The 24,069-nt window shown below is 56.4% G+C and carries 20 protein-coding genes and 1 tRNA gene; 12 read left to right on the top strand and 9 right to left on the bottom strand.

Annotated features, from left to right (window positions below; genetic code table 11):
* The first annotated feature begins 34 nt into the window (after positions 1–34).
* The 4 genes from FKCLFG_RS12155 (at position 35) to pth (ending at position 2,890) form a co-directional block, all read left to right on the top strand.
* A tRNA-Gln gene (locus FKCLFG_RS12155) sits at positions 35–111 on the top strand.
* 114 nt (positions 112–225) lie between these two features.
* On the top strand, positions 226–1,176 hold the full coding sequence (locus FKCLFG_RS12160) for a ribose-phosphate pyrophosphokinase (protein WP_472613348.1): 951 nt from the start codon (positions 226–228) through the stop codon (positions 1,174–1,176).
* A gap of 148 nt (positions 1,177–1,324) precedes the next feature.
* The gene (locus tag FKCLFG_RS12165; protein WP_472613349.1) at positions 1,325–1,942 is read left to right on the top strand and encodes a 50S ribosomal protein L25/general stress protein Ctc; all 618 of its coding nucleotides are present in this window, start codon (positions 1,325–1,327) and stop codon (positions 1,940–1,942) included.
* Between the two features lie 360 nt (positions 1,943–2,302).
* Entirely contained in the window at positions 2,303–2,890 is a 588-nt protein-coding gene (gene pth, locus FKCLFG_RS12170) for an aminoacyl-tRNA hydrolase (protein ID WP_472613350.1), read from the top strand.
* A 134-nt stretch (positions 2,891–3,024) separates the two neighbouring features.
* On the opposite strand, the gene FKCLFG_RS12175 is transcribed toward pth, so the two are convergent.
* The 4 genes from FKCLFG_RS12175 to glpD form a co-directional block, all read right to left on the bottom strand.
* Positions 3,025–3,222 (bottom strand): hypothetical protein, encoded by a 198-nt coding sequence (locus FKCLFG_RS12175; protein ID WP_472613351.1) that lies wholly within the window; start codon positions 3,220–3,222, stop codon positions 3,025–3,027.
* Between the two features lie 108 nt (positions 3,223–3,330).
* Positions 3,331–4,764, bottom strand: a complete 1,434-nt coding sequence (pyk, locus tag FKCLFG_RS12180) for a pyruvate kinase (protein WP_472615851.1) — start codon at positions 4,762–4,764, stop codon at positions 3,331–3,333.
* A 168-nt stretch (positions 4,765–4,932) separates the two neighbouring features.
* Positions 4,933–6,432, bottom strand: coding sequence for a glycerol kinase GlpK (gene glpK / locus FKCLFG_RS12185; RefSeq protein WP_472613352.1), 1,500 nt, complete (start codon positions 6,430–6,432; stop codon positions 4,933–4,935).
* Between the two features lie 267 nt (positions 6,433–6,699).
* The gene (gene glpD / locus FKCLFG_RS12190) at positions 6,700–8,232 is read right to left on the bottom strand and encodes a glycerol-3-phosphate dehydrogenase (RefSeq protein ID WP_472613353.1); all 1,533 of its coding nucleotides are present in this window, start codon (positions 8,230–8,232) and stop codon (positions 6,700–6,702) included.
* A 676-nt stretch (positions 8,233–8,908) separates the two neighbouring features.
* On the opposite strand from glpD, the gene FKCLFG_RS12195 reads away from it, so the two are divergent.
* The 3 genes from FKCLFG_RS12195 to nth all read left to right on the top strand — a co-directional run bounded on the left by FKCLFG_RS12195 (position 8,909) and on the right by nth (position 11,650).
* Positions 8,909–10,144 carry a polyhydroxyalkanoate depolymerase gene (locus FKCLFG_RS12195; protein WP_472613354.1) on the top strand — a complete coding sequence of 412 codons (1,236 nt, stop codon included), beginning with the start codon at positions 8,909–8,911 and terminating at the stop codon, positions 10,142–10,144.
* Positions 10,145–10,259: 115 nt separating this feature from the next.
* Complete coding sequence (gene rsxB, locus FKCLFG_RS12200; RefSeq protein WP_472613355.1) at positions 10,260–11,003, top strand: electron transport complex subunit RsxB; 744 nt, start codon at positions 10,260–10,262, stop codon at positions 11,001–11,003.
* Positions 11,003–11,650 carry an endonuclease III gene (nth, locus tag FKCLFG_RS12205; protein WP_472613356.1) on the top strand — a complete coding sequence of 216 codons (648 nt, stop codon included), beginning with the start codon at positions 11,003–11,005 and terminating at the stop codon, positions 11,648–11,650. The genes rsxB and nth overlap by 1 nt, the downstream gene beginning before the upstream one ends.
* A 212-nt stretch (positions 11,651–11,862) precedes the next feature.
* On the opposite strand, the gene FKCLFG_RS12210 is transcribed toward nth, so the two are convergent.
* Positions 11,863–12,444: a malonic semialdehyde reductase gene (locus FKCLFG_RS12210; RefSeq protein ID WP_472613357.1), complete on the bottom strand. Its 582-nt coding sequence runs from the start codon at positions 12,442–12,444 to the stop codon at positions 11,863–11,865.
* An 82-nt stretch (positions 12,445–12,526) separates the two neighbouring features.
* The gene (locus FKCLFG_RS12215) at positions 12,527–13,300 is read right to left on the bottom strand and encodes a class I SAM-dependent methyltransferase (protein WP_472613358.1); all 774 of its coding nucleotides are present in this window, start codon (positions 13,298–13,300) and stop codon (positions 12,527–12,529) included.
* A 270-nt stretch (positions 13,301–13,570) separates the two neighbouring features.
* Here FKCLFG_RS12215 and FKCLFG_RS12220 point away from each other — a divergent pair, with 270 nt between their 5' ends.
* On the top strand, positions 13,571–13,996 hold the full coding sequence (locus FKCLFG_RS12220) for a DUF1841 family protein (RefSeq protein WP_472613359.1): 426 nt from the start codon (positions 13,571–13,573) through the stop codon (positions 13,994–13,996).
* 109 nt (positions 13,997–14,105) lie between these two features.
* Here the strand turns inward: FKCLFG_RS12220 and FKCLFG_RS12225 are convergent, their stop codons facing one another.
* From FKCLFG_RS12225 to FKCLFG_RS12235, 3 genes are all read right to left on the bottom strand, one after another.
* Complete coding sequence (locus FKCLFG_RS12225; protein WP_472613360.1) at positions 14,106–14,459, bottom strand: c-type cytochrome; 354 nt, start codon at positions 14,457–14,459, stop codon at positions 14,106–14,108.
* Between the two features lie 12 nt (positions 14,460–14,471).
* The gene (locus FKCLFG_RS12230) at positions 14,472–14,792 is read right to left on the bottom strand and encodes a c-type cytochrome (RefSeq protein ID WP_472613361.1); all 321 of its coding nucleotides are present in this window, start codon (positions 14,790–14,792) and stop codon (positions 14,472–14,474) included.
* A gap of 169 nt (positions 14,793–14,961) precedes the next feature.
* Positions 14,962–17,088 carry a site-specific recombinase gene (locus FKCLFG_RS12235; RefSeq protein WP_472613362.1) on the bottom strand — a complete coding sequence of 709 codons (2,127 nt, stop codon included), beginning with the start codon at positions 17,086–17,088 and terminating at the stop codon, positions 14,962–14,964.
* Between the two features lie 191 nt (positions 17,089–17,279).
* Between FKCLFG_RS12235 and FKCLFG_RS12240 the strand changes: the two genes are divergently transcribed.
* The 4 genes from FKCLFG_RS12240 to parC all read left to right on the top strand — a co-directional run bounded on the left by FKCLFG_RS12240 (position 17,280) and on the right by parC (position 23,953).
* Entirely contained in the window at positions 17,280–18,134 is an 855-nt protein-coding gene (locus FKCLFG_RS12240; protein ID WP_472613363.1) for an AAA family ATPase, read from the top strand.
* 164 nt (positions 18,135–18,298) lie between these two features.
* On the top strand, positions 18,299–19,468 hold the full coding sequence (locus tag FKCLFG_RS12245) for a vWA domain-containing protein (RefSeq protein WP_472613364.1): 1,170 nt from the start codon (positions 18,299–18,301) through the stop codon (positions 19,466–19,468).
* Positions 19,469–19,640: 172 nt separating this feature from the next.
* Positions 19,641–21,632, top strand: coding sequence for a DNA topoisomerase IV subunit B (locus FKCLFG_RS12250; protein WP_472613365.1), 1,992 nt, complete (start codon positions 19,641–19,643; stop codon positions 21,630–21,632).
* A gap of 11 nt (positions 21,633–21,643) precedes the next feature.
* Positions 21,644–23,953: a DNA topoisomerase IV subunit A gene (parC, locus tag FKCLFG_RS12255; protein ID WP_472613366.1), complete on the top strand. Its 2,310-nt coding sequence runs from the start codon at positions 21,644–21,646 to the stop codon at positions 23,951–23,953.
* Positions 23,954–24,069: the final 116 nt, after the last annotated feature.

Raw genomic sequence — 24,069 nt, forward strand, 5'->3', positions numbered from 1 at the left:
TTTCACATACAAGACGGCAGGCAATCGATCGTGTAGGGGAGTCGCCAAGTTGGTTAAGGCACTGGATTTTGATTCCAGCATTCGAAGGTTCGAGTCCTTCCTTCCCTGCCAGTAAGTCACATAAAGCAAAAACACATATAGTATAAAAGCTGCCGACGTAAGACTAATCCAGTCCTGCGTCGGTGGCTTTTAATCCTTTTAACGACTGCAATTAGGCATTATTCTATGGCACTCGAAAACTTGATGATATTTGCCGGCAACGCCACGCCGGATCTCGCTATTGAAGTATGCAAACAGCTCGGTCTGCCCCTTGGGAAGGCTAGCGTTTCCAAGTTTTCGGACGGTGAAATAATGGTCGAAATCAACGAAAACGTGCGCGGCAAGGACGTCTTCGTGCTGCAATCGACCTGCGCGCCGACCAACGACAATCTGATGGAACTGATCCTGATGGTCGATGCTCTGAAACGCGCATCGGCCGGCCGCATTACTGCCGCCATTCCGTATTTTGGCTATGCCCGTCAGGATCGTCGCCCACGCTCGGCGCGGGTCGCGATCTCGGCCAAGGTGGTCGCCAATATGCTGGAGCAAGCCGGCGTCGAACGCGTCCTGATCATGGACTTGCATGCGGACCAGATCCAGGGATTTTTCAACATCCCGGTCGATAACATCTACGCTTCCACGGTTTTGCTGGGCGACTTGGTGAAGAAAAATTACGACGACCTGCTCGTGGTTTCCCCTGACATCGGCGGTGTAGTGCGCGCCCGCGCGCTGGCTAAACGGCTCAACTGCGATCTTGCCATCATCGACAAGCGCCGCCCGAAAGCCAACGTGTCCGAGGTGATGAATATCATCGGCGAAGTTGAAGGCCGCAACTGCGTGATCATGGATGACATGGTCGATACCGCAGGAACCCTGACCAAGGCGGCCGAAGCGCTGAAAGAGCGCGGCGCCAAAAAAGTGCTGGCTTACTGTACTCATGCTGTTTTGTCCGGCCCGGCCATCGAGCGCATAGTAAATTCGTCGATAGATGAAGTGGTCGTAACCAACACCATTCCTCTGTCGGACGCGGCGAAAGCCTGCAGCAAAATCCGCCAACTGTCGTGCGCTGCTCTGCTGGCGGAAACCTTCCGCCGCATCACCAAGGGTGATTCGGTGATGTCGCTGTTCGTGGAATAAGCAAAACTACACATCAAGTTCAACCCGGTCCAAACTCGGGTTGAACACTGCATAAGGGCATGGCAAACGCTATGCCCGCACTTGGAATCCCCTGGTCGCGGGGGATTTATACCGCAAGGCATTGCCTTGCATACTCTGGAGCTTCAAAATGAAAGTTATCGCATTCAAACGCACTCTGCAGGGGACCGGAGCGAGCCGCCGCCTGCGTATTACCGGCCAAACACCTGGTATCGTCTACGGCGGCACCGAGCCGGCAATCAGTCTTACGCTGGATCACAATGCTCTGTACCACGCATTGAAAAAAGAAGCGTTTCACGCTTCGATCCTGGATCTCGAAATCGACGGCAAAGTTGAAAAAGTCTTGCTGCGCGATTTCCAGGTGCATGCCTTCAAACAACTCGTGTTGCATGTCGATTTCCAGCGCGTTGATGCGAACCAGAAGATCCACGTCAAGGTGCCGCTGCATTTCATCAATGCAGACATCGCCCCGGTCGTCAAACTATCTGCCGGCATCATCAGCCACGTCATGACAGAATTGGAAATTGCCTGCCTGCCAGCCAACCTGCCTGAGTCGATCACTGTCGACCTGGCATTGCTGGAAGCCGGTGAATCAATTCACTTGTCTAGCATCGTGTTGCCAGAAGGCGTGAGCGCTATCGTGCATGGCGATGATCAAACCGTCGCAACCGGCACCATTCCTGCCGGCACGGTCGCCAGCACAGAGGCAGAAGTAGTTGCCGCACCCGAAGAAAAACCAGCAGCCTGAGTTTTAAGCTGTTGCGCTATTCGGCTGCTACAGCCGAATACAGGAACCCGCCATTCGTGGCGGGTTTTTTATTGCCTTAAAAATTGTGACTATTCACCATTCCCTCTCGCCCGTGTGCTGGAGCGCATACAAAGGAAAGCAAACAGTCGTTATCTGGCAGGCTGAACTGTAGCTAAAAATTGTTATTATTTGGAGTATGGCAAAAAACATGCAATTTACCGCAATTATATAAAGCATATTTAAAAATACTCGTCTTTTATTTTCATGCCTATCTGACCTGATCCAGCCGCTGCCGGCACAACCGATTGGACGCACCCCCCTTCCTCCGGGATAATCGCTGTTTTGCTCTAAAACCACACCATGTCCATCCGCCTCATCGTCGGCCTCGGCAATCCTGGGCCAGAATACGAACAAACGCGCCACAATGCCGGCTTTTGGCTGCTCGACAATCTGGCCAATTCGGTGGCGCACTGCCGATTGCAACGCGAATCGCGCTTTAACGCACTAGTGGCGAAAACCAGCATCGCCGGGCAGGAAGTGTGGCTACTGGAACCGCAAACCTTCATGAACCGTTCCGGCCAGTCAGTCGGCGGCTTGGCGCGGTTCTACAAAATCTCGCCGGATGAAGTGCTGGTGGTGCATGACGAGCTCGACATTGCCCCGGGCCTGGCCAAAATCAAGAAAGGCGGCTCGTCCGGCGGCCATAACGGTTTGAAGGATATCAGCGCCGCGCTCGGCAGCCAGGATTACTGGCGCTTGCGGATCGGCATCGGCCATCCGCGCGCGCTGAATTTGCAGCAGGATGTAGTCGATTTCGTGCTGCACCGCCCGCGCAAAGAGGAGCAAATGCTTATCGATGAAGCCATCGCCAGAAGCATCGATGTCATCCCGCTGCTGTGCGAAGGCAAATTCGAAGCCGCCACGATGCAATTACATACCGCCAACTGAGAACTTCACCGAAGCGCCTTTACGCCTGACCCAAAACCCCTTCATCAGATCTAGCAGCAGGCGGTCACGGCGCTTTCATTCATTGGGTCAGCATAATAACTGCCGAACCTCTCAAGCAACAGGGCGCGCGATTGCTATTTCTTCACATCGTTCGCCGAGTCCTGGATTTTCTCCCCTGCTTTTTCGATTTCCTGGCCTGCTTTCTGGGTCGTCTCATCAATGCTCTTGCCGGCGCGTTCGGCCGGACCTTCTGGCTTTTGGCAGGCCGACAAGCCGGCCAGCAGAATGATGGCGGCGAATGCGGTAGCGATGGATTTGGTTGCCTGATTCATTTTTTTCCTTGTAGTTGGTAAAAGAGGCGAAAAGCCTGTCCTTATTCTAATGGCAGAAGCCGCGCCATGACCCGAAAAAATGTAACCAATGTAACAACATGAGCAAGGTCAGGGTTCGCCGACCCGCATGATCTTCAATGCGTTGGTGCCGCCGGCTTGCCCCATCGGGTCGCCCCAAGTGACAACGATCAGGTCGCCGTTTTGCACGATCCCTTTCGCCAGCAGCAATGTTTCAGTCGCCTTCAACACCTCTTCGCAATCATTCGATGGCCCGATCCCCAGTGTGCGCACATTGCGGTACAAGGCCACCTTGCGTTGCGTTGCAACACTGGAGGTAATGGCAAAAATCGGGATGTCGATGTTGTTGCGGCTCATCCAGAGCGCGGTCGAGCCGGATTCAGTCAAGGCCGCAATTGCCTTGACCCGCAGATGGTATGCAGTAAACAAAGCGCCGTACGCAATCGATTGATCGATGCGGGTGAAGGTCAGATTGAGGAAATCGGCATCGAGCTTACAGACATCCGATTTTTCCGCTTCAACGCAAATGGCGGCCATTGCGGTGACTGTTTCAATCGGATATTTGCCCACTGCAGTTTCTGCCGAAGTCATCACCGCATCGGTGCCATCGAGCACCGCATTGGCGACGTCCGACACTTCGGCCCGCGTCGGGATCGCATTGACGACCATCGATTCCATCATTTGGGTAGCGGTGATGGTCAGCTTGTTGGATGCACGCGCCATTTTTATCATGCGCTTTTGCAGCCCTGGCACTGTCGCATTGCCGACTTCCACCGCCAGATCGCCACGGGCGACCATGATGCCATCGGAAGCATCGATGATTTCCTGCAATACCGGGATCGCCTCGGCGCGCTCGATCTTGGCAATCATCAGCGGCTTGTGCGCATACGCTTCGCCGGCGCTGTTCGCCAGTTGTCGCGCCATTTCCATGTCGGTGGCATTTTTCGGGAACGACACCGCGACATAATCCGCCTGGAAACGCATCGCAGTCTTGATGTCTTCCATATCCTTGATCGTTAGCGCGGGCGCGGACAGGCCACCGCCCTGACGGTTAATGCCCTTGTTGTTCGATAGCACGCCGCCGATTCTCACCGTGGTGTGGATCGCGCTGCCAATCACCTTGTCCACCACCAGCACGATCAAACCATCGTTCAGCAACAGCACATCCGCCGGCTTCAGGTCGCGCGGCAATTCTTTATAGTCGAGGCCGACCCGCTCCTGATTACCCAGTTCGCAGGCGGCATCAAGGATGAATAGAGCGCCATCCATCAGTTCAATCTGGCCGTTCTCGAACTTGCCGACCCGGATTTTGGGTCCTTGCAGATCGGCCATGATGGCAACTTCGCGCCCGCAGGCGGCCGCCGCCTGGCGTATCAGGCCGGCACGATCAATCTGATCCTGCGCCGTGCCATGTGAAAAATTCAGGCGCACCACATTCACCCCAGCCGCAATCATCCGGATCAGGGTGTTCAGATCGTTTGAAGCGGGGCCGATGGTGGCAACTATTTTGGTGGCGCGGGTCAGGGCCATTTCGAAATTTCCTTTAAATTAGCTGAAGCAACACTCAAGGATGGTGCAATTTTTCAATAAAAAATACAATTTCACTGACAGTGATAGCAAATCATGCTTTAAATGTAGCGAATATAAAATTTATTATTCGTAGGAGCAGGTTCCAAACTTGCCCTTGGCGGATCAACCAGGAGCGGGTCTGGAACCCGCCCCTACGATGCCGATCGCCGTCTCCCATCTTTGCATCAGCGCCTGCGCCTGATCGCGGCTGATTGCCGGTTCGAATGCACGGTCAACGCGCCAGTACGATTCCAACACTTCAGTATTGTGGTACACGCCGATCGCCAGGCCGGCCAGGTAAGCGGCACCGAGCGCGGTGGTTTCGGTGACTTGCGGCCGGATCACCGGGATGCCGAGCAGGTCAGCCTGAAATTGCAGCAATAACGCATTGGCGCAAGCGCCGCCATCGACCCGCAATTCGGTGATCGGCGACGCTGCATCGCGCATCATGGCCTGCAGCAGCGCGGCGCTCTGGAACGCGATCGACTCCAGCGCCGCGCGCGCGATATGGGCGACCGTGGTGCCGCGGCTGAGGCCCAGGATTGCGCCCTTGGCGGACGGTATCCAGTACGGCGCGCCCAGGCCGGTAAAGGCGGGAACAAAGACCACGTCATCGGAATCCGGCACCGAGGCAGCAAGCGCTTCGATGTCGGCCGAATCCTGGATTGCCTTGAGGCCGTCGCGCAGCCATTGCACCACTGCACCGCCAATGAAGACGCTGCCTTCCAGCGCATATTGCTTGTTGGCGCCAATCTGGCAGGCGGCGGTGCTGATCAGTCCATTATGCGAGTCGGCGCAAGCGTCGCCGGTGTTGAGCAGCATGAAGCAACCGGTGCCGTAGGTATTCTTGGCCATGCCGGGTTTGAAGCAGGCTTGTCCGAATAGCGCCGCTTGCTGGTCGCCGGCAATGCCGCCGATAGTCACCGACTGGCCCAGCCACTGCGGATCGGTGGCGCCAAACAGGTGGCTCGATGGATGCACTTGCGGCAGCACCTCAGGAGGGATATCCAGCCATCGCAGCAATTCCTGATCCCAGCAGCCCTCGTGGATATTCCACAGCATGGTGCGCGAGGCGTTGGTCACATCGGTGACGTGCAGGCGCCCGCCAGTCAGGTTCCAGACCAGCCATGCATCGACGGTGCCGAATGCCAGCTCGCCGCGCCGGGCTCGCTCGCGTGCGCCGCTGACATGGTCGAGTATCCATTGCAGCTTGGTGGCCGAAAAATACGGGTCCAGCACCAGGCCGGTCTTGCGGCGGATGCTGTCGGCCAGTCCTTTGCTGCGCAACTCTTCGCACAATGCTTCGGTACGGCGGTCTTGCCAGACGATCGCGTTGAAGATCGGTTTGCCGCTGCTGCGCTCCCACACCAGCGTGGTTTCGCGCTGGTTGGCGATGCCCAGTGCGGCCAACTCACCGGCTTTGATGCCGGCCTTGGCCAGCACCGCCCGGCAGGTCTGGAGCTGGCTTTGCCACAGATCAAGCGGGTCATGTTCGACCCAGCCCGGCTGGGGAAAGTGCTGTTTGAATTCCTGCTGCGCTATAGCAACGATTTCGCCGCTATCCTTGAACACGATGCTGCGTGAACTCGACGTGCCCTGATCCAATGCCAGCAAATACGCCATGGCTATTCCAATCGGTCAAAAACTGCAACTGAGATTACCCACTGCCCACGAAAGACACGAAAAGCACGAAAAGGTCTTCATAACGAAATCCTGTCGGCGGCTGTCTTCAGTTAGCAACTGAAATCTGATCACACTCTAATCGGTACCCACAACCACCATCCAGCTTTTTTCGCGTCTTTCGTGTTTTTCGTGGATCCAGCCTTTACCACGATGAATGTGCGACAGTTACTCAAATTTGATTGCCCTAGCCTCGATAAGATGCTTGTTCTACTGCTGTGTCATCAGCCATTCCTGCAGACGCGCGACATGCTGCGGCTGGCAATACAAGCCACATTTGGTTCTGCGCCAGAGGATGTCTTCGGCACTGCGCGCCCATTCCACCTCAAACAGATAGCGCGCCTCCTGTTCGTACATGCCTGGCGTCAACTCCTCACCCAGATCGGAACATTTTTTTGCGGTACCCAGCATGCGGCTGGCGCGGCTGCCGTAACAGCGCGCATAACGTTGCGCCAGTTTGCCCGGCAGCCATGGATACTGGGTATGGAATTCTTCCGAAAAACGCGCAAAGTCATAGGTGTCAACCAGCACGCCGGCTTGCTGCAGGTCGCCGCCCGGTAACGGTGCAGCAGAGGTCCAGTCCGGCGCATGGAGGCCCAGACGCGGCAGCAGCATGGCCAGCGCTTCTTCCGCTAGCTTGCGATAAGTGGTGATCTTGCCGCCCCATACATTCAGGAAGGGCGCATTGTTTTCGCCGCATTCGAGCAAATAATCACGCGTCACTGCAGAGGCGTTTGGCGCGCCGTCGTCCAGCAGCGGCCGCACCCCAGAATAGGTCCAGACCACATCGGCCGCAGAAATCTGCTTGGTGAAATAACGGTTGGCCATCCCGCACAGGTAGCGCACTTCGTCGTCGCTAATGGCCACCTGTCCGGGATCGCCGGCATATTCCAGGTCGGTGGTGCCGATCAGGGTGAACTCGTCCTGATACGGAATCGCGAAGATGATGCGTTGGTCGGGGTTCTGGAAAACATACGCGTACGGATGATCGAACAGGCGCGGCACGACGATGTGGCTGCCTTTGATCAGCCGCAGCCGATGCGTATTTTTGACGCCAAAGGCTGCGTTGGCGAATTGCCCAGTCCAGGGGCCGGCGGCATTCACGATGGCGCGTGCGCTGACCGCGATGCGGCCATGTTGCTGGCTGTCGAGCGTGGCGCGCCAGTCTCCGTCTTCCTGCCGCACCTCCACGCATTTGGTACGGGTCAGGATGTTGACGCCGCGTTCGCTGGCGTCCAGTGCATTGAGCACCACCAACCGCGCATCGTCGACCCAGCCGTCCGAATACACAAAACCCTTGCGGTAATTACCCTTCAGCGGCGCACCCGCGACGTGCTGGCGCAGCGACACGCCTTCCGATGCCGGCAGGAATTCGCGGCGCGCCAGATGGTCATACAGGAACAATCCGGCACGTATCATCCAGGCCGGCCGCTGTCCGGCATCGTGCGGCATCACGAAACGCAGCGGCCGCATGATGTGCGGCGCGGCGCGCAACAGCACTTCGCGTTCCTGCAATGCCTTGCGCACCAACTTGAATTCAAAGTACTCGAGATAGCGCAAGCCGCCGTGTATCAGTTTGGTGCTGGCCGACGAGGTATGCTGGGCCAGGTCGTGCTGCTCGCACAGAATCACGCGCAAGCCGCGGCCTGCCGCATCACGTGCAATGCCCGCGCCATTGATGCCGCCGCCGACGATCAAAAGGTCACATTCCTGTTGCGCTAGCTGCCTGGGTGCCGATTGCATCATGATCCTGGCGACGATGGGCCGCTTATGCGCGTCGATAAGTCGATGTGTTGCTTGTGATTTTTCATGTGCCTGCAATGCGCTTATTATGAAAAATAACGCCCTTTTTATTTATTTTACCGACGTTCGAGAATATCGATTATGACCAGCGGCACATCGCGCGGAAGATTCTGACGCCAGAAATACACATGACTGTATTTTTAACTACGCCATATTTATAAGCGGTATCATAAGTATTTATTCTTATACTCCCACTATTTATCTGTACTTATTAAGTGGCTTGAATATCAGGCGTCGCAATCGGACCAGAAGCACAGACATCATCAGCATCCGGCTGGCGTCAGATGCCAGTCGAGGTCAGACCAATCACGACTCTAGAAATTTCAATGCCATCCGAAAAACCACCATCCATCTTTTGGTGCAAGATACCTCCATCAAGCGCAGTATTGCGAAGAAACGATTCTACGCAGCAGTTCCTGATCGCTACCTGGGCGAAGTTGTTGGCTTAGAAACATTGACAATTTGATGCATTTGCGCTGTGAATCGAGTGGCCGGTTGCACTTCGTGCATGAATCCGCGGTACACTTGCCAAAATTTAACTCAAACCAACAGTTGAGTGTAGTGAGCAGTTTTAATTGGCTCATATATTGGCGATAACTAACTAACAAGGCGATCTATGCTTTACGAACTTCACGAAATGCGACGCTCTTTCCTGGGTCCACTTACACAATGGGCGGAAACATCTGTCAAACTTTTATCAAATCCCATTTCGCCGTTAGCGCATACGCCCTTCTCTCAACGCCTCGCTGCTGGCTACGAATTGATGTTTCGCATCGGTAAAGATTACAAGAAGCCAGAATTCAAACTTGATCCAGTCTTAATCAATGGCAAACTAGTCGATATTCTTGATGAAATCGCAGAAAAAAAATCTTTTTGCCAGCTGATTCATTTCAAAAAAGATCTGAATGACAAGGAAATCGCTGCATTAAAACAGCCGAAAGTGTTGTTGGTAGCGCCGCTATCGGGGCATCACTCCACTTTGCTGCGCGACACAGCGCAGAAACTGTCAGAAGCACACGATGTCTACATCACCGACTGGATCGATGCGCGCATGGTGCCGCTCTCCGACGGTCCATTCCATTTGCATGACTATATTTATTATGTGCAGGACTTCATCCGGCTATTGAGCCCTGACCTGCATGTAATTTCAGTCTGTCAGCCAACGGTGCCTGTGCTTGCCGCCATCGCGTTAATGGCAACCGCAAATGATCCGTTATTGCCCAAGACCATGACCATGATGGGCGGACCGATAGATGCCCGGAAATCTCCAACCAGCGTCGACAACCTGGCAACCGAAAAGAAATTTTCCTGGTTTGAAAATACGGTGATCTACAGCGTGCCGCAAAACTATCCGGGCTCTGGCCGCAGGGTTTATCCGGGCTTCTTACAACATGCCGGATTTGTTGCGATGAATCCTGAGCGGCACGCGCAAAGCCACTGGGATTTTTATATGGATCTGGTAAAGGGCGACAACAGCTCGACTGAGAATCATCGAAAATTCTACGATGAATACAATGCTGTGCTGGATATGCCGGCCGAGTACTACCTGGATACCATCAAAACCGTTTTCCAGGAGTTCAGTTTGCCGCTAGGCACCTGGGAAGTCGAAGGAAAACTGGTCCGTCCGCAAGACATCAAAACGGTTGCCTTGTTCACGGTCGAAGGCGAACTGGACGATATCTCCGGCGCCGGCCAGACCAAGGCAACGCAAGAATTGTGCAGCGGGATTCCGGAGTCGATGCGACTGGAATTCGTAGCCCCGGATTGCGGTCATTTTGGGATTTTTTCAGGTCGTCGCTGGCGCGAAATAGTTTATCCAAAAATTGCCGAATTCATTACAACACATGGCTAATACTGCAATCGGCTAACCGGCAGCAAAGGTTAGCAAATCAGAAAAGCCGTTTCCTTATACGAGGAAACGGCTTTTTTATTTGAAGCTGTCGGCGTTTGTCCGATAATGACGTTTTATGCCATTGAAACCTGCCGTGTCGAAGCCAGCCTCCAAATCACTCGCGGATCTAATCGAAGATATCCTGCCGCAAACCCAGTGCACTAAATGCGGTTATCCCGCCTGTCGTCCTTATGCAGAAGCGATTGCCAGCGGCACCGCCGATATTAACCAATGCCCGCCGGGTGGCGCCGAAGGCGTCCGCCGGCTGGCGCAATTGCTCGGCAAACCGGCAATTGCGCTCAATCCGGCCAACGGCCTGGAACGGCCGCGTCCGGTTGCTGTAATTGATGAAGCGCTGTGCATCGGTTGCACTTTATGCATCCAGGCTTGCCCGGTGGATGCGATCGTCGGGGCTGCCAAACAGATGCATACCGTATTGCCGGAGCAGTGCACCGGCTGCGATTTGTGCGTTGCGCCGTGCCCGGTCGATTGCATTGCAATGGTCAATGTCACCGGCGCCCGCACCGGCTGGAACGCCTGGTCGCAAGCGCAGGCCGATGCCGCACGTGCGCGCCATGACTTCCGAACCAATCGCTTGCGGCGTGAAAAAGCAGAAAACGACGCCCGGCTCGCGGCCAAGGCAGATACAAAACTAAAAAGCGTGGAAGCCGAATTGAGCGTCACCGAGCAGGAAAAGGTCGAACAAGCCAGGAAGAAGGCCATCATCCAGGCCGCCATCGCACGGGCACAAAAAAAGAAAGAAGAAATGGCTGCAGCAGCAAATGCAGATAGCGCTCGATCGACACCACCAAAAAATTGATGAATACCCTAAAACGCCGTGAAATTTTTACCCGCTTTCGTAACGCCAACCCGCACCCAACCACGGAACTGGAATACAGCACACCTTTCGAGCTGTTGATTGCTGTCATGCTTTCAGCGCAAGCGACCGACGTTTCAGTCAACAAGGCGACGCGCATATTGTTCCCCGTGGCCAATACTGCGCAATCAATTTACGCACTCGGCGTTGACGAATTAATTCCCTATATTCAATCCATCGGACTGTACCGCACCAAGGCCAAAAATGTGATCGAAACATGTCGCCTGCTGCTGGCCGACCACGGCGGCAAAGTGCCATGCACGCGGGAAGCATTGCAAGCGCTTCCGGGCGTTGGGCGCAAAACCGCCAACGTGGTGCTGAACACCGCATTCGGGCAGCCGACCATGGCGGTCGATACCCACATTTTCAGGGTGTCGAACCGCACCGGCATAGCGCCCGGCAAGAATGTCGATGAGGTTGAGCAAAAATTATTGAAAGTCATTTCGAAGGAATTCATGCTGGATGCGCATCACTGGCTGATCCTGCACGGCCGCTACACGTGCACCGCGCGCAATCCGCAATGCTGGAACTGCCTGATTGCCGATTTGTGCGATTACAAGTCGAAAACGCCCACGCCTAAAGGAGCTTGACTCGGGGCTTTGACGCTCGCCGCGGCAAGCTCCGAGCCGCTGACAGAAAATCGCCTTCAAAAATATACAGATGTATGTATTTTCAATAAAACCAATAAAATTATGCGGAAAACGTGGTGTTATTAATCATACTCCCTCTGTATTTTTAAATTGGCGTAGTAAAAAATCCGCTGCAGTCCGTTTGAGACTGGCCGGCTGCATCCTGGAATCCATCAAACGATTTTGCACGCATCGGCAAATGGCAAGCGTGGAGAGCGCGGGAATAATTTTTCCGCATCGCCATAGCCCAGATTGCACACGAAGTTGACCTTGACCGTGGTTCCCGCGAAAAATGCCTGATTGATCTTTTCCGCATCAAAGCCGGACATCGGGCCGCAATCGAGGCCGATGGCGCGCGCCGCCATGATGAAATAGCCACCCTGCAGCGAAGAATTCCGGAACGCGGTCGCCTCAATCAGCGACTGGTTGCCGACGAACCAGGATTTGGCGTCTGCATGCGGGAACAACGCAGGCAATTTCTCATAAAATTCCATGTCCATGCCAATGATGGCGGTCACCGGAGCGGTTCCGGTTTTTTCCTGATTGCCCGCCCCCATGCAGGGCAAGAGTTTTTCCTTGGCTGCCGCTGTTTTGACAAACACGATGCGCGCAGGAGAGCAGTTGGCCGAAGTCGGGCCCCATTTCATCAGATCGTAAATATGGCGCAACTGTGCGTCGGTCACTGGCCGATCGGTCCAGACATTTTGGGTACGGGCGTTATTAAACAACGTATCCTGGGTCAGATTGTTTAGCATGCAATTCCATTCAAAAAATAAGCGCTCGATATTCTAGATAGTACATCCAGAGCAACGCTGATTATGGCCGCCATTTTTAAAGCTATCGGGGGCCGATATTGCTGCTGCCGATCAATATGGACAGAGGCCATTGGACGCTGCGCAAGCGGTCTTCACCTCCCCAGTGCGCGCGAAGACGCGGTTCAAGTGCGCTGACCGGATCGAACCCGTGCGTCTTGATGAACCTGGCCGTGGCTGACCAACTGCGCAGATAGCCCAGCAGCTGCTCCAGACTCCAGCAAACACCCATGGCAAATGCGGGAGCCGGGGCGGCTATGGGGCGAAACGGGAAGGCCAGTTCCCGGTAGCCATTCTCGACGTGACGCCGTTCCGGTGGCCAGTAGGAACCGACTTCGTCGTAATAAAAGCGCTGGACGATGGTGTCGATCTCTTCGCCTTCGACTTGCAGCACGCCGTAGCTCCAGGCGGCAATCAGCCCGTCTGGCTTCTGCACCCGGGCGACTTCTGCGTAGAAGCTGTCGAGGTTGAACCAGTGCAGGGCCTGGGCCACCACGACCAGATCCGCACAGTGATCGGCGAGGCCGCAGTTTTCCGCCGGGGCCACCCGGTATTCGACCCGAGGATGCGCAACGGCTTGCGCGATCTGCGCTGCGCTGGCGTCGGTGGCGAGAACACGCTGAAAATGTCGGCCCAGCTGCACCGACGCCTGTCCGCTACCCGCCCCGCAATCCCAGGCCAGCTCGTGTGCCGCACACTGACTGGCCAGCCAGTCGAAGAGCGCCGGCGGATAGCTTGGGCGGCTGTTCGCATAATGTTGCGCTACAGAGGCGAAATGATCATTGAAGGTGCCGCTCATACGCGCCCCTTTTCAGTCGTCGCTATAACGAGACCTTCCAATATTGTGGTGTTTCCCATGTCTTGTCCTCCAAAAGGCTACAACTAATATATGTTAGATATTTGACTAAAACAAATATATCCATGACGTCATCAAATTTTTCAGTGAAAACTTCGCATCGCGTCGGCACTGTTTGGCGATAGTTTTTTACCCCAACTTCGGTCAGACAACGTTTGTCCGGCCGGGCGACGAAAGATTTACAATGCGGCATTCCCTTTTTCAACCGACCCGATGTTCAATCCCAGCCAGCAAGACGTACGACGCTTTTTTTGCGAAACCGCGCGCAAGCGGCGTGCCAATGAAATCCTGACTCCGCTGGAAGCTATTGCGGCCGACTGGATCGTGCAGCATCCCGAATATGCCAGCGCGCTGGCCGATCCGGAGGCGGCGCTGGCGGCCGACTATTCAGTCGAAAACGGCCAGAGCAATCCCTTCCTGCATTTGTCGATGCATCTGTCGATCGCCGAACAGCTGTCGATCGACCAACCGCCGGGCATCCGCGCCGCCTTTCAGGCATTGGCGCAGCGCCTGGGCGACGAACATGCGGCGCATCATCAGTTGATGGAATGTCTCGGCGAGATGATCTGGAGCGCGCAACGCAGCGGCTTGCCGCCGGATGCCGCCGCCTATCTGGACTGCATCCGTCGTAACCGCTAACGAGCGCCAGCCGGCGCCAACCAGCACCGACCAACACTATTTGAGGGCGTAAAAAAACCACGGCATCCGTGGTTTTTTGTGTCGCGCGCGCGATTGCACTCAATTGCATCTATTTGCGCAACACCAGCGAGCCTGGCAGGCTGTGCAGATACGCTGCGATATTTTTGATGTCCTGACGCGACAAAGGTTTGACTTGCCCGCCCATGATCGCGTTGCCGCGGCCGTTGGGGCTTTCGCTGCCGCGCTTGTAGCCTACCAGCGCGTACTCCAGATAGCTCTTCTGCTGTCCGGCCAATTTGGGGTAGCTCGGATCGATCGGCGAATTGAAATTCGCACCATGACAGGCGGCGCAAGAATATTTTGCAGTCAGGGCCTTGCCGGCAGCGATATCGTCGGCCGCGAAAACGCTGGAACAAGTCAGTGCCGAAGCGAACACCAGCGCCAAAGAAAGAGTGGTTTTCATAGTGGGCTCCGGTTATTTCTGCTGTGCATAGTACGCGGCCAGATCGGCGATATCCTGATCCGACAAGCTGCCTGCAACACCGCGCATCGACGGGTGCTTGCGTTCGCCTTTTCGATATTGGGTCAGCGCATTTTCAAGGTATTTCTGCGATTGGCCGCCAATCATCGGGACTTGATATACATCGGGAAAAGCAGTCCGGTAGCCGGGAATGCCGTGGCATCCGATACACATGGCAATCTTGTTTTCGGCTGCCTTCGGATCACCAACCAGACCCGCGGCTGCAACACCGTGGGCAACACCCGCCAGTGCGAGAAGTGCGAAGAATTTTTTCATAATAATAAGGGTAGGAAATACGCAGATATTATTCGGATGTGCGGCAGATGATGATGGCTCTGCGCACACTATTCATGTTTATATCACCCGAAGAATTTTTTATATTTACGCCGAACATCAACGGTCTCCTGTCGGCATATTAAGAACGGTATGGTTGTTAATTTTTTGATTATTCGCCATTTGTTCCCCGGGTGATTATCACCGATTGTGAAGTTTGCTGCTCGGCACCCCTAGTCGGCAATAAAAATGCCAGAGGCGCGGCGCTGAAGCGTCGCCAGACCATCCGCAACACCATGCGCCGCACGCGCGCCGGGACGTTGCGCGCCCGCATTGCAAGCGCCAGAGCGCAGCTGAAAGCGACGCCCACATTCAGTGCGCCAATGCTCGCCACGCCCGCGGCCGCCAGCCAGAATTGGCTCGACAGCACAGTCTGCCATCCCAGGCTCGCCACGGCGGCCGTCAGCGTGCCGGTCGACAGCGTGACGTGCCGCACATCCAGCGGCAGCCCGAAAAATTGCGCCAGTACCGGCGTCATCCCCAGCAGTACGCCGATGGCGAGGTTGCCGGCCACGCCAGCAATGTGTTGTTCAAGCCACAAGGCGAAACGTGCGGCACGGGCAGCGCCCACAACATGCACCAGGCGGCGCTGATAAGTCAGCGATTCGCGCAATCGACGCAACGCGAACCAGTTGTCGGCATAACCTGCCGCCAGACTGGCCAGCCACAGCAAGACTCCGGTCAGCGCGGCGTACAGTGGGGTTGGGCCTAGCGCGGACAAGGATTGCAGGCTGGCCTGTGCCTTGTCCGGCCTCAGGATGGGCGCGCCGGAAAACAGCGCTACGCCGATCGATATCACGACCATGGCAGGGATCACCGCCATCAGATTGCCGAAGATGGCAGCCGATTGCGCGCGCAGCACCAAGACAATTTCCTGCGCCAGCGCACGCAGGCTATCGGCGCTGTCGAGCTGACCCATTTTGGCAGCCAGCGCCGGGGCGGTAACTGCCGGCTGCTTGGCCGCAAGAACGCCGCCCACGGCCTGGATCAGGATGAAGCTCAATGCATAATTCAGGGATGCGAACAGGCCGACAAAAAAACCCGCCAAGCCGATGCCAGCCAGCAAAAATTTGATGCAAACGGTAAACGCAAGCACCACGCCGCCGCGGTAGGCGCACTGCCGTATGGCGCGGTAGGCCGCTTTGTCGCGCGCGCTGTATTGCTCACCATATTTCTCGCCGCGATCTGTATTGCGCTCGACCATCTTTCTGGCCAACAAGGAAAAACTGCGTTTGAACAGGCCGGACAGTGATGATTTTTTATGATACGCATTGATCAGATCAACCAGCAGCGCCTGCATCTGTCCGGCACCTTGCGCCGCATCGGCGGCAGCCGAGCGCATCTCGATCAGACGCGACATGCGCGCCAGTTGCGCCCGCATGCGCTCGACGCTGTAGACCAACCCGACCGAGACGCCGAACTCGTCCAGATGGGCATAGATCTTGTCGGTCTGGGCCTGGCAGACGGCAATCAGCATGCGCACGCTGCGCAATACCGAGCGGTCCTGCTGGTGCGCCATCAGATAAACTTCCAGCTCGCGCCGAAGCGCCATGAACGGCGTCGCCGACAGCGGCGTGCGGGGCAAAATCCGATGCCGGAAGTCGGCGCTGATGCCGGTGGCCACCACATCCGTTACCAAGTGGGTCAGTGCTTCGTCGATTTGTTGCGCATAAGTATGATTAATGCCGTCGTCGCCGCACAATTTCCAGATCCGCGTCAATGTGTCCGCATCGAGCTCCGATAACCACAGGGCGTCGGCAGGATCGGGGAACATGGCGGTGATCAGGTGCGACAGATCCATCCTGGTGGGCATCGCCGGCAGCAGTTTGCTTACCAGGTGTTCATACAATTCGCCGAAGAAAGCTAGCTTGCCAGGCAAGCCGGTAGCGCAAAAAAGCTCGGGGCCGGCAGCCTCGCGCAAACTTTTTTGCAAAGTCAGCCGCACCAGGCGGCGTTCTTCGCGATGCGCATCAAGCCAGTCCAGCAAATACAGCAAGCGCTGATTCTTGACGCTGCGCCAGACCGTTTTGGATTGCAGGGGCACGACATGCCGGGCCCCTACAAAGGCGGCGATATCCATCAGCCAATTGGCGCGTTCTTGCCAGGGCGCGTCCGGGTTGGCCCGATGCATCAGGGTTTCCACCCGATGCTGAAATTGGGACGGGTTTTGTGCCAGATGATCGGCGCCGTGGCGAAACCGGCGCCACATCACCCTGATTTTTAGCAATGTTACTTTCATATTCTTAGTTCGCTTTTACTGGTGCTTTGAATTGTTCAATATGGCAACTTGTGCAAATTTAAAACGCAGGAAGGGATCTTCTCAATGCCACCCACGATGGTGCAGCTTTAGCGCTGTTTCATGACGCCTTGGCAGGGGCATTCGATTCTCCCTTATACTGAAATCCGATTTCATTCTGATGACATAAGGCTATGCGACACAACAACCGCTTCGAAGGTTCCCAAAGCTACGTCGCCACCGACGACCTGAAACTGGCCGTCAATGCGGCCCTGACACTGCAACGCCCGCTGCTGATCAAAGGCGAGCCGGGCACCGGAAAAACCATGCTGGCGGAAGAAGTTGCCGCCGCGCTGGATATGCCCTTGTTGCAGTGGCACATCAAATCGACCACCAAGGCGCAGCAGGGATTATATGAGTACGACGCGGTGTCGCGCCTGCGCGATTCGCAACTGGGCGACGAGCGCGTGCGCGACATCCACAACTACATCGTCAAGGGCGTGCTGTGGCAAGCCTTCAGCGCCGACCGGCCGGTGGTGTTGCTGATCGACGAGATCGACAAAGCCGACATCGAGTTCCCCAACGATCTGCTGCGCGAACTCGATCGCATGGAATTTTACGTCTATGAGACGCGCGAAATGGTGCGCGCGATACACCGGCCGCTGGTGATCATCACCTCGAACAACGAAAAGGAATTGCCGGATGCCTTCTTGCGCCGCTGCTTTTTCCACTACATCAAGTTCCCCGACAAGGATACGATGCAGCAAATTGTCGATGTGCACTTCCCTGCGCTCAAAAAAGATTTGCTGGCGCAAGCGCTGCAAACCTTTTATGAAGTGCGCGATGTGCCGGGCCTGAAGAAGAAACCGTCCACCTCGGAATTGCTGGATTGGCTCAAACTGCTGCTGGCCGAAGATATCCCGCCGCACGCGCTGCACAGCAAGGATGCCAAAACGATCGTGCCGCCGCTGCATGGCGCATTGCTCAAAAATGAGCAAGACGTGCATTTATTCGAACGCTTAGTATACATGTCGCGCACCAACCGTTAATAAAATATAGGGGAGTATGTACATAAAGCATGCTATTACCGCATAATTTACATGCAGTAACTAAAAATACATCAAGTAGTATACTTATTCCCAATGTACATGCCCACACACATGCCAATTTCGCTCACAGGTACGCACGCGACGCTGCGGTTTCTAGGATTATTGTGCTGATTGATTTTTTCTTTACGCTGAAAGACGCCAAAATTCCGGTGTCGATCAAGGAATTCCTGCTGTTGCTGGAAGCGCTGCAAAAAGGCGTGATCGGCACTTCGGTCGACGATTTCTACTATCTGTCACGCACCACGCTGGTCAAGGACGAAGCGCATTACGACAAATTCGATCAGGCTTTCGGATTGTATTTCAAAGGCATCCACACGATTTTCGAGAAAAATGCCGAGATCCCGCTCGATTGGCTGATGAAACGCATGGCGCGCGAATTGACGCCGGAGCAGAAAGCGGCAATCGAGAAGTTCGGCTACGACAAGCTGATGGATCGGCTGAAGGATTTGCTCAACGAGCAAAAGGAGCGCCACGAAGGCGGCAACAAATGGATCGGCACCGGCGGCACGTCGCCGTTCGGCCACAGCGGCACCAATCCGGAAGGCATCCGCATCGGCGGCGAAAGTCGCAACCGCACTGCGGTCAAAGTGTGGGAAGCGCGCGCCTATCGCGATTACGACAGCGAGCGCGAACTCGGCACCCGCAACATCAAGGTCGCACTGCGGCGGCTGCGCAAATTCGCCCGCCAAGGGGCCGAGGAAGAACTGGCGCTGGACGCCACCATCCGCGCCACCGCCAACAATGCCGGCTTTCTCGACATCCGGATGCAGCCGGAACGCAAAAACAATATCAAGGTACTGATGCTGCTGGATGTCGGAGGCACCATGGACGACCATATTGCGCGCACCGAAGAACTGTTTTCGGCGGCCAAAACCGAATTCAAGAACATGGAATTCTTTTATTTCCATAATTGCGTCTACGATTTTCTGTGGAAAAACAACCATCGCCGCCACGCGGAACGCTTCCCGACCTGGGATATCCTGCGCAAATACCCGGCCGACACCAAGCTGATTTTCGTCGGCGACGCCACCATGAGCCCATATGAAATCCTGCAACCGGGCGGCTCGGTCGAATACAATAACGCCGAAGCCGGCGCAGCCTGGCTGCAGCGCTTCACCCAGGCCTTCCCGAAATTCATCTGGCTCAACCCGGAACCGGAAGGCTTATGGCAATACCGCCAATCGGTCGACATCATGCAGCAGTTGATGAGCAACCGCATGTTCGCGCTCACCATCGACGGCCTGGAACGCGGAATGCGCCTGTTGAGCAAGTGACCGCATTCATGCGGCGCAATGGTGAAGCAGGGGTTTCGTGGGGCAGTGCCCCGCGCCTGTGGAACGATATCCGCTTGCAGGCGGATATGCGCCCTGCAAGGGCTGCGCTTATTGCGCCCTACCCACTTATAATCCCGCACCATTTCAGCCTTTAAAAAGCATCGCCCACCGCATGGCAACTAAACAATCCGAATACAACGAATCCTCCATCCGCGTGCTGAAAGGCCTGGAACCTGTCAAACAGCGCCCGGGCATGTACACCCGCACCGAAAACCCGATGCACATCGTGCAGGAAGTCATCGACAATGCTTCCGATGAAGCGCTGGGCGGCTTCAGTAAGACCATTCAAGTCACCATCAATGCCGACGGCAGCGTCAGCGTCGAAGACGATGGCCGCGGCATCCCGGTCGGACTGCATCCGGAAGAAAACGTGCCGACCGTCGAAATCGTATTCACCCGGCTGCACGCTGGCGGCAAATTCGACAAGGGCAGCGGCGGCGCGTATGCGTTCTCGGGCGGCTTGCACGGGGTCGGCGTATCGGTCACCAACGCGCTGTCGTCCCGGCTGGAAATCACGGTCTGGCGCAAGGATGATCAAGGCAACGGCGTGCATCAGATGGCGTTTGCCGACGGCGACGTGATCGAGCCGCTGACATCGCGTCCGGCCTTTCGCGAAGGGAAAAAATCCGGCACCCGCGTCACCGTCTGGCCCAATCCCAAGTATTTCGATTCTCCCAACATCGCGCTGGCCGACTTGCAGCGCTTGCTGCGCTCGAAAGCGGTGCTGCTGCCGGGCGTCAAAGTCACGCTGGACAACGCCAAGACCGGCGACAGTCAAACCTGGCAATACGACCAGGGCTTGCGCGGCTACCTGATGGAATCGCTGGCGCAAACTTCCAGCGGCGAAACCCTGATCCCGCTGTTTGAAGACGCGCAACATGCGAGCAGCGACACAGAAGGATTTGCCGAAGGCGAAGGCGCGAGCTGGGTGGTAGCCTGGACCGAAGACGGCAGCGTGGTGCGCGAATCGTATGTGAATCTGATCCCGACTCCGGCCGGCGGCACCCACGAATCGGGCTTGCGCGAAGGCCTGTATGGCGCGGTGAAAAGCTTCGTCGACATGCATTCGCTGCTGCCGAAAGGCGTCAAGCTGTTGCCGGAAGACGTGTTCGCCCGGGTCTCCTTCGTGCTGTCGGCCAAGGTGCTCGATCCGCAATTCCAGGGCCAGATCAAGGAACGGTTGAATTCCCGCGACGCCGTCAAGCTGGTGTCGAGCTTCACCAAACCGGCGCTGGAGTTGTGGCTCAATCATCACGTCGAGTACGGCAAAAAACTGGCGGAACTGGTGATCAAACAAGCGCAATCGCGGCTGCGCTCGGCCCAAAAAGTCGAGAAAAGGAAATCCTCCGGCGTGGCAGTGCTGCCGGGCAAATTGACCGATTGCGAATCCTCCGACATTGCGCGCAATGAAATCTTCCTGGTCGAAGGCGATTCCGCCGGCGGCTCGGCCAAGATGGGGCGCGACAAGGAATTCCAGGCGATTCTGCCCTTGCGCGGCAAGGTCTTGAACGCGTGGGAAACCGAGCGCGACCGCCTGTTTGCGAACAACGAAATTCACGATATCGCAGTGGCAATCGGCGTCGATCCGCATGGCAGAAACGATGCGATCGATTTCAGCAGCCTGCGCTATGGCAAGATCTGCATTTTGTCCGACGCCGACGTCGATGGCTCGCATATTCAGGTGCTGCTGCTGACGCTGTTTTTCCGCCATTTTCCGCAGCTGATCGACCGCGGCCACATTTGCGTGGCGCGCCCGCCCCTGTTCCGAATCGATGCGCCGGCGCGCGGCAAGAAACCGGCCCAGAAAATCTATGCGCTCGACGATGGCGAACTGACCGCAATTGAAGACAAGCTGCGCAAGGAAGGCATCAAGGATGGCGCCTGGAGCATTGCGCGCTTCAAGGGTCTGGGCGAAATGAATGCCGAACAATTGTGGGAAACCACGATGAACCCCGATACCCGCCGCCTGCTGCCGATCACGCTCGGCGCGCTGGACGTGACGGACTCCGAAGCGCGCTTCCACATGCTGATGGGCAAAGGCGAAGCCGCATCGCGCCGCGCCTGGATCGAAGAGCACGGCAACGAAGCCGAAGCCGATATCTAACAAGAAAAACCATGACCGACCAAACCACGCTATTTGAACCTGCCTCTGCCGACGACGAAACCCTGACGCTGGCCACTTTCGCCGAACGCGCCTATCTCGATTACGCGATCTCGGTCGTCAAGGGCCGCGCGCTGCCTGATGTTTGCGACGGCCAGAAACCGGTGCAGCGCCGCATCCTGTATGCGATGAACGAACTGGGCTTGAACGCGGCCGCCAAGCCGCGCAAATCGGCGGCGGTGGTTGGCGACGTGCTGGGCAAACTGCATCCGCATGGCGACCAGTCGGTGTACGACGCGCTGGTGCGGATGGCGCAAGATTTCTCGCTGCGTTACCCGCTGATCGACGGCCAGGGCAATTTCGGCTCACGCGACGGCGATGGCGCGGCGGCGATGCGGTATACCGAAGCGCGGCTGACGCCGATTGCCAAATTGCTGCTGGAAGAAATCGGCATGGGCACTATCGATTTCCAGCCCAATTACGACGGATCAAGCGAAGAGCCGATGCTGCTGCCGGGCCGCCTGCCTTTCGTGCTGCTGAATGGCGCGTCCGGCATCGCGGTCGGCCTGGCGACCGAAATCCCGTCGCACAACCTGCAGGAAATCGCCCGCGCCTGCGTGGCCCTGATCCGCAATCCCCATCTGAGCCACGCCGAATTGATGGAATTCGTGCCGGGACCGGATTTCCCCGGCGGCGGCCAAATCATCAGTTCGGCACAAGCGCTGTCCGAGATGTACCAGAGCGGGCGCGGCAGCATGAAGGTACGCGCTTGCTGGAAAATCGAAGACCTCGCGCGCGGTCAGTGGCAGGCGGTCATTACCGAGCTGCCGCCCGGCACTTCGTCGCAAAAGATTCTGGAAGAAATCGAGGAATTGACCAACCCGAAGGTCAAAACCGGCAAGAAAACGCTGACGCCGGAACAGGCCAATTTGAAGCAAAGCGTGCTGTCGATGCTCGATACGATACGCGACGAATCCGGCCGCAATGCGCCGGTACGTCTGGTGCTGGAGCCGAAATCCCGGGCCCAGGACCAGGCCGCCTTCATGCAGATGTTGTTAGCGCACACTTCGCTGGAAACCAGCGCCTCGCTGAATCTGGTGATGATCGGCGGCGATGGCCGGCCGCGCCAGAAAGCGCTGGGCGAGATCCTGCGCGAGTGGATAACATTCCGTTTTGCCACGGTGACGCGCCGCACCGAGCACCGCCTGCGCAAGGTCGATGAGCGCATCCATATCCTCGAAGGGCGGGAAGCGATCCTGCTCAACATCGACAAAGTCATCAAAATCATCCGCGCATCGGACGAGCCGAAACCGGCGCTGATTGCGGCCTTTTCGTTGTCCGACCGTCAGGCCGAAGACATCCTGGAAATCCGTCTGCGCCAGCTGGCCCGGCTGGAATCGATCAAGATTCAACAGGAACTCGCTACGCTGCGCAGCGAGCGCGCCGGCTTGCAGGACTTGCTGGACAATCCTGCGGTCTTGAAAAAATGCATCATCAAGGAAATCGAGGCCGATGCCAAGCAATTCGGCGACCCGCGCCGGACCCTGATCGAAGCCGCTGAAAAAGCGGTGATGGAACAAAAAGTGGTGGATGAGGCGGTCAGCATCGTCATCTCGCGCCAAGGCTGGATACGGGCCCGCACCGGCCACGGCCACGATGCGGCGCAATTCGCCTTCAAGACTGGCGACGCGTTGTATGGCATCTTCGAATGCCGCACGGTCGACAACTTGCTGGCGTTCGGCTCCAACGGCCGCATCTATTCGGTGCCGGTCTCGGCCTTGCCGAACGCGCGCGGCGACGGCATGCCGATCACCGCCTTTATCGAACTGGCCAACGGGTCGCACATCCTGCATTATTTTGCCAGTGCGGCAGATGTGACGTTGTTGCTGACCTCGGACGCCGGTTACGGCTTCACCGCGCAAACAGGCGACATGGTCAGCCGCAACAAAGCCGGCAAAACCTTCATCAAACTGGAAGACGGCGACACCCTGCTGCCGCCTTGCATCGTTAAAAACGATGACAACGCGATCGCCTGCCTGTCGGAAAATGGTCGCTTGCTGGTGTTTGGCCTGACTGAAATCAAAGCTCTTTCCAGCGGCGGACGCGGCGTAATCATGATGGCGCTGGAAGACCAGGAAAAACTGTTGACTGCGCAGACCATCAATCAGAATGGACTGATCGTCACCGGCATCGGTCGCGGCGGCAAAGCCCAGACCGTAACACTGAAAGCCACCGCACTCGTAGCCCACATCGCCAAACGCGCGCGCAAAGGAAAGGCGCTGGAAAGCAGGATCAAAGCAGTTGCATTGGAACCGGCAGCTTGACGATTGCTTTATATTTTCGTTGGAGTATGCGCATAAACATGCCTATCTCCGCATATTTTTATTGCGCATAAGAAATATACGGTATTGAGTATATTTAAACCCGGCAGCAGGCGGTT

It is taken from the genome of Gelidimonas denitrificans, from assembly GCF_055694065.1.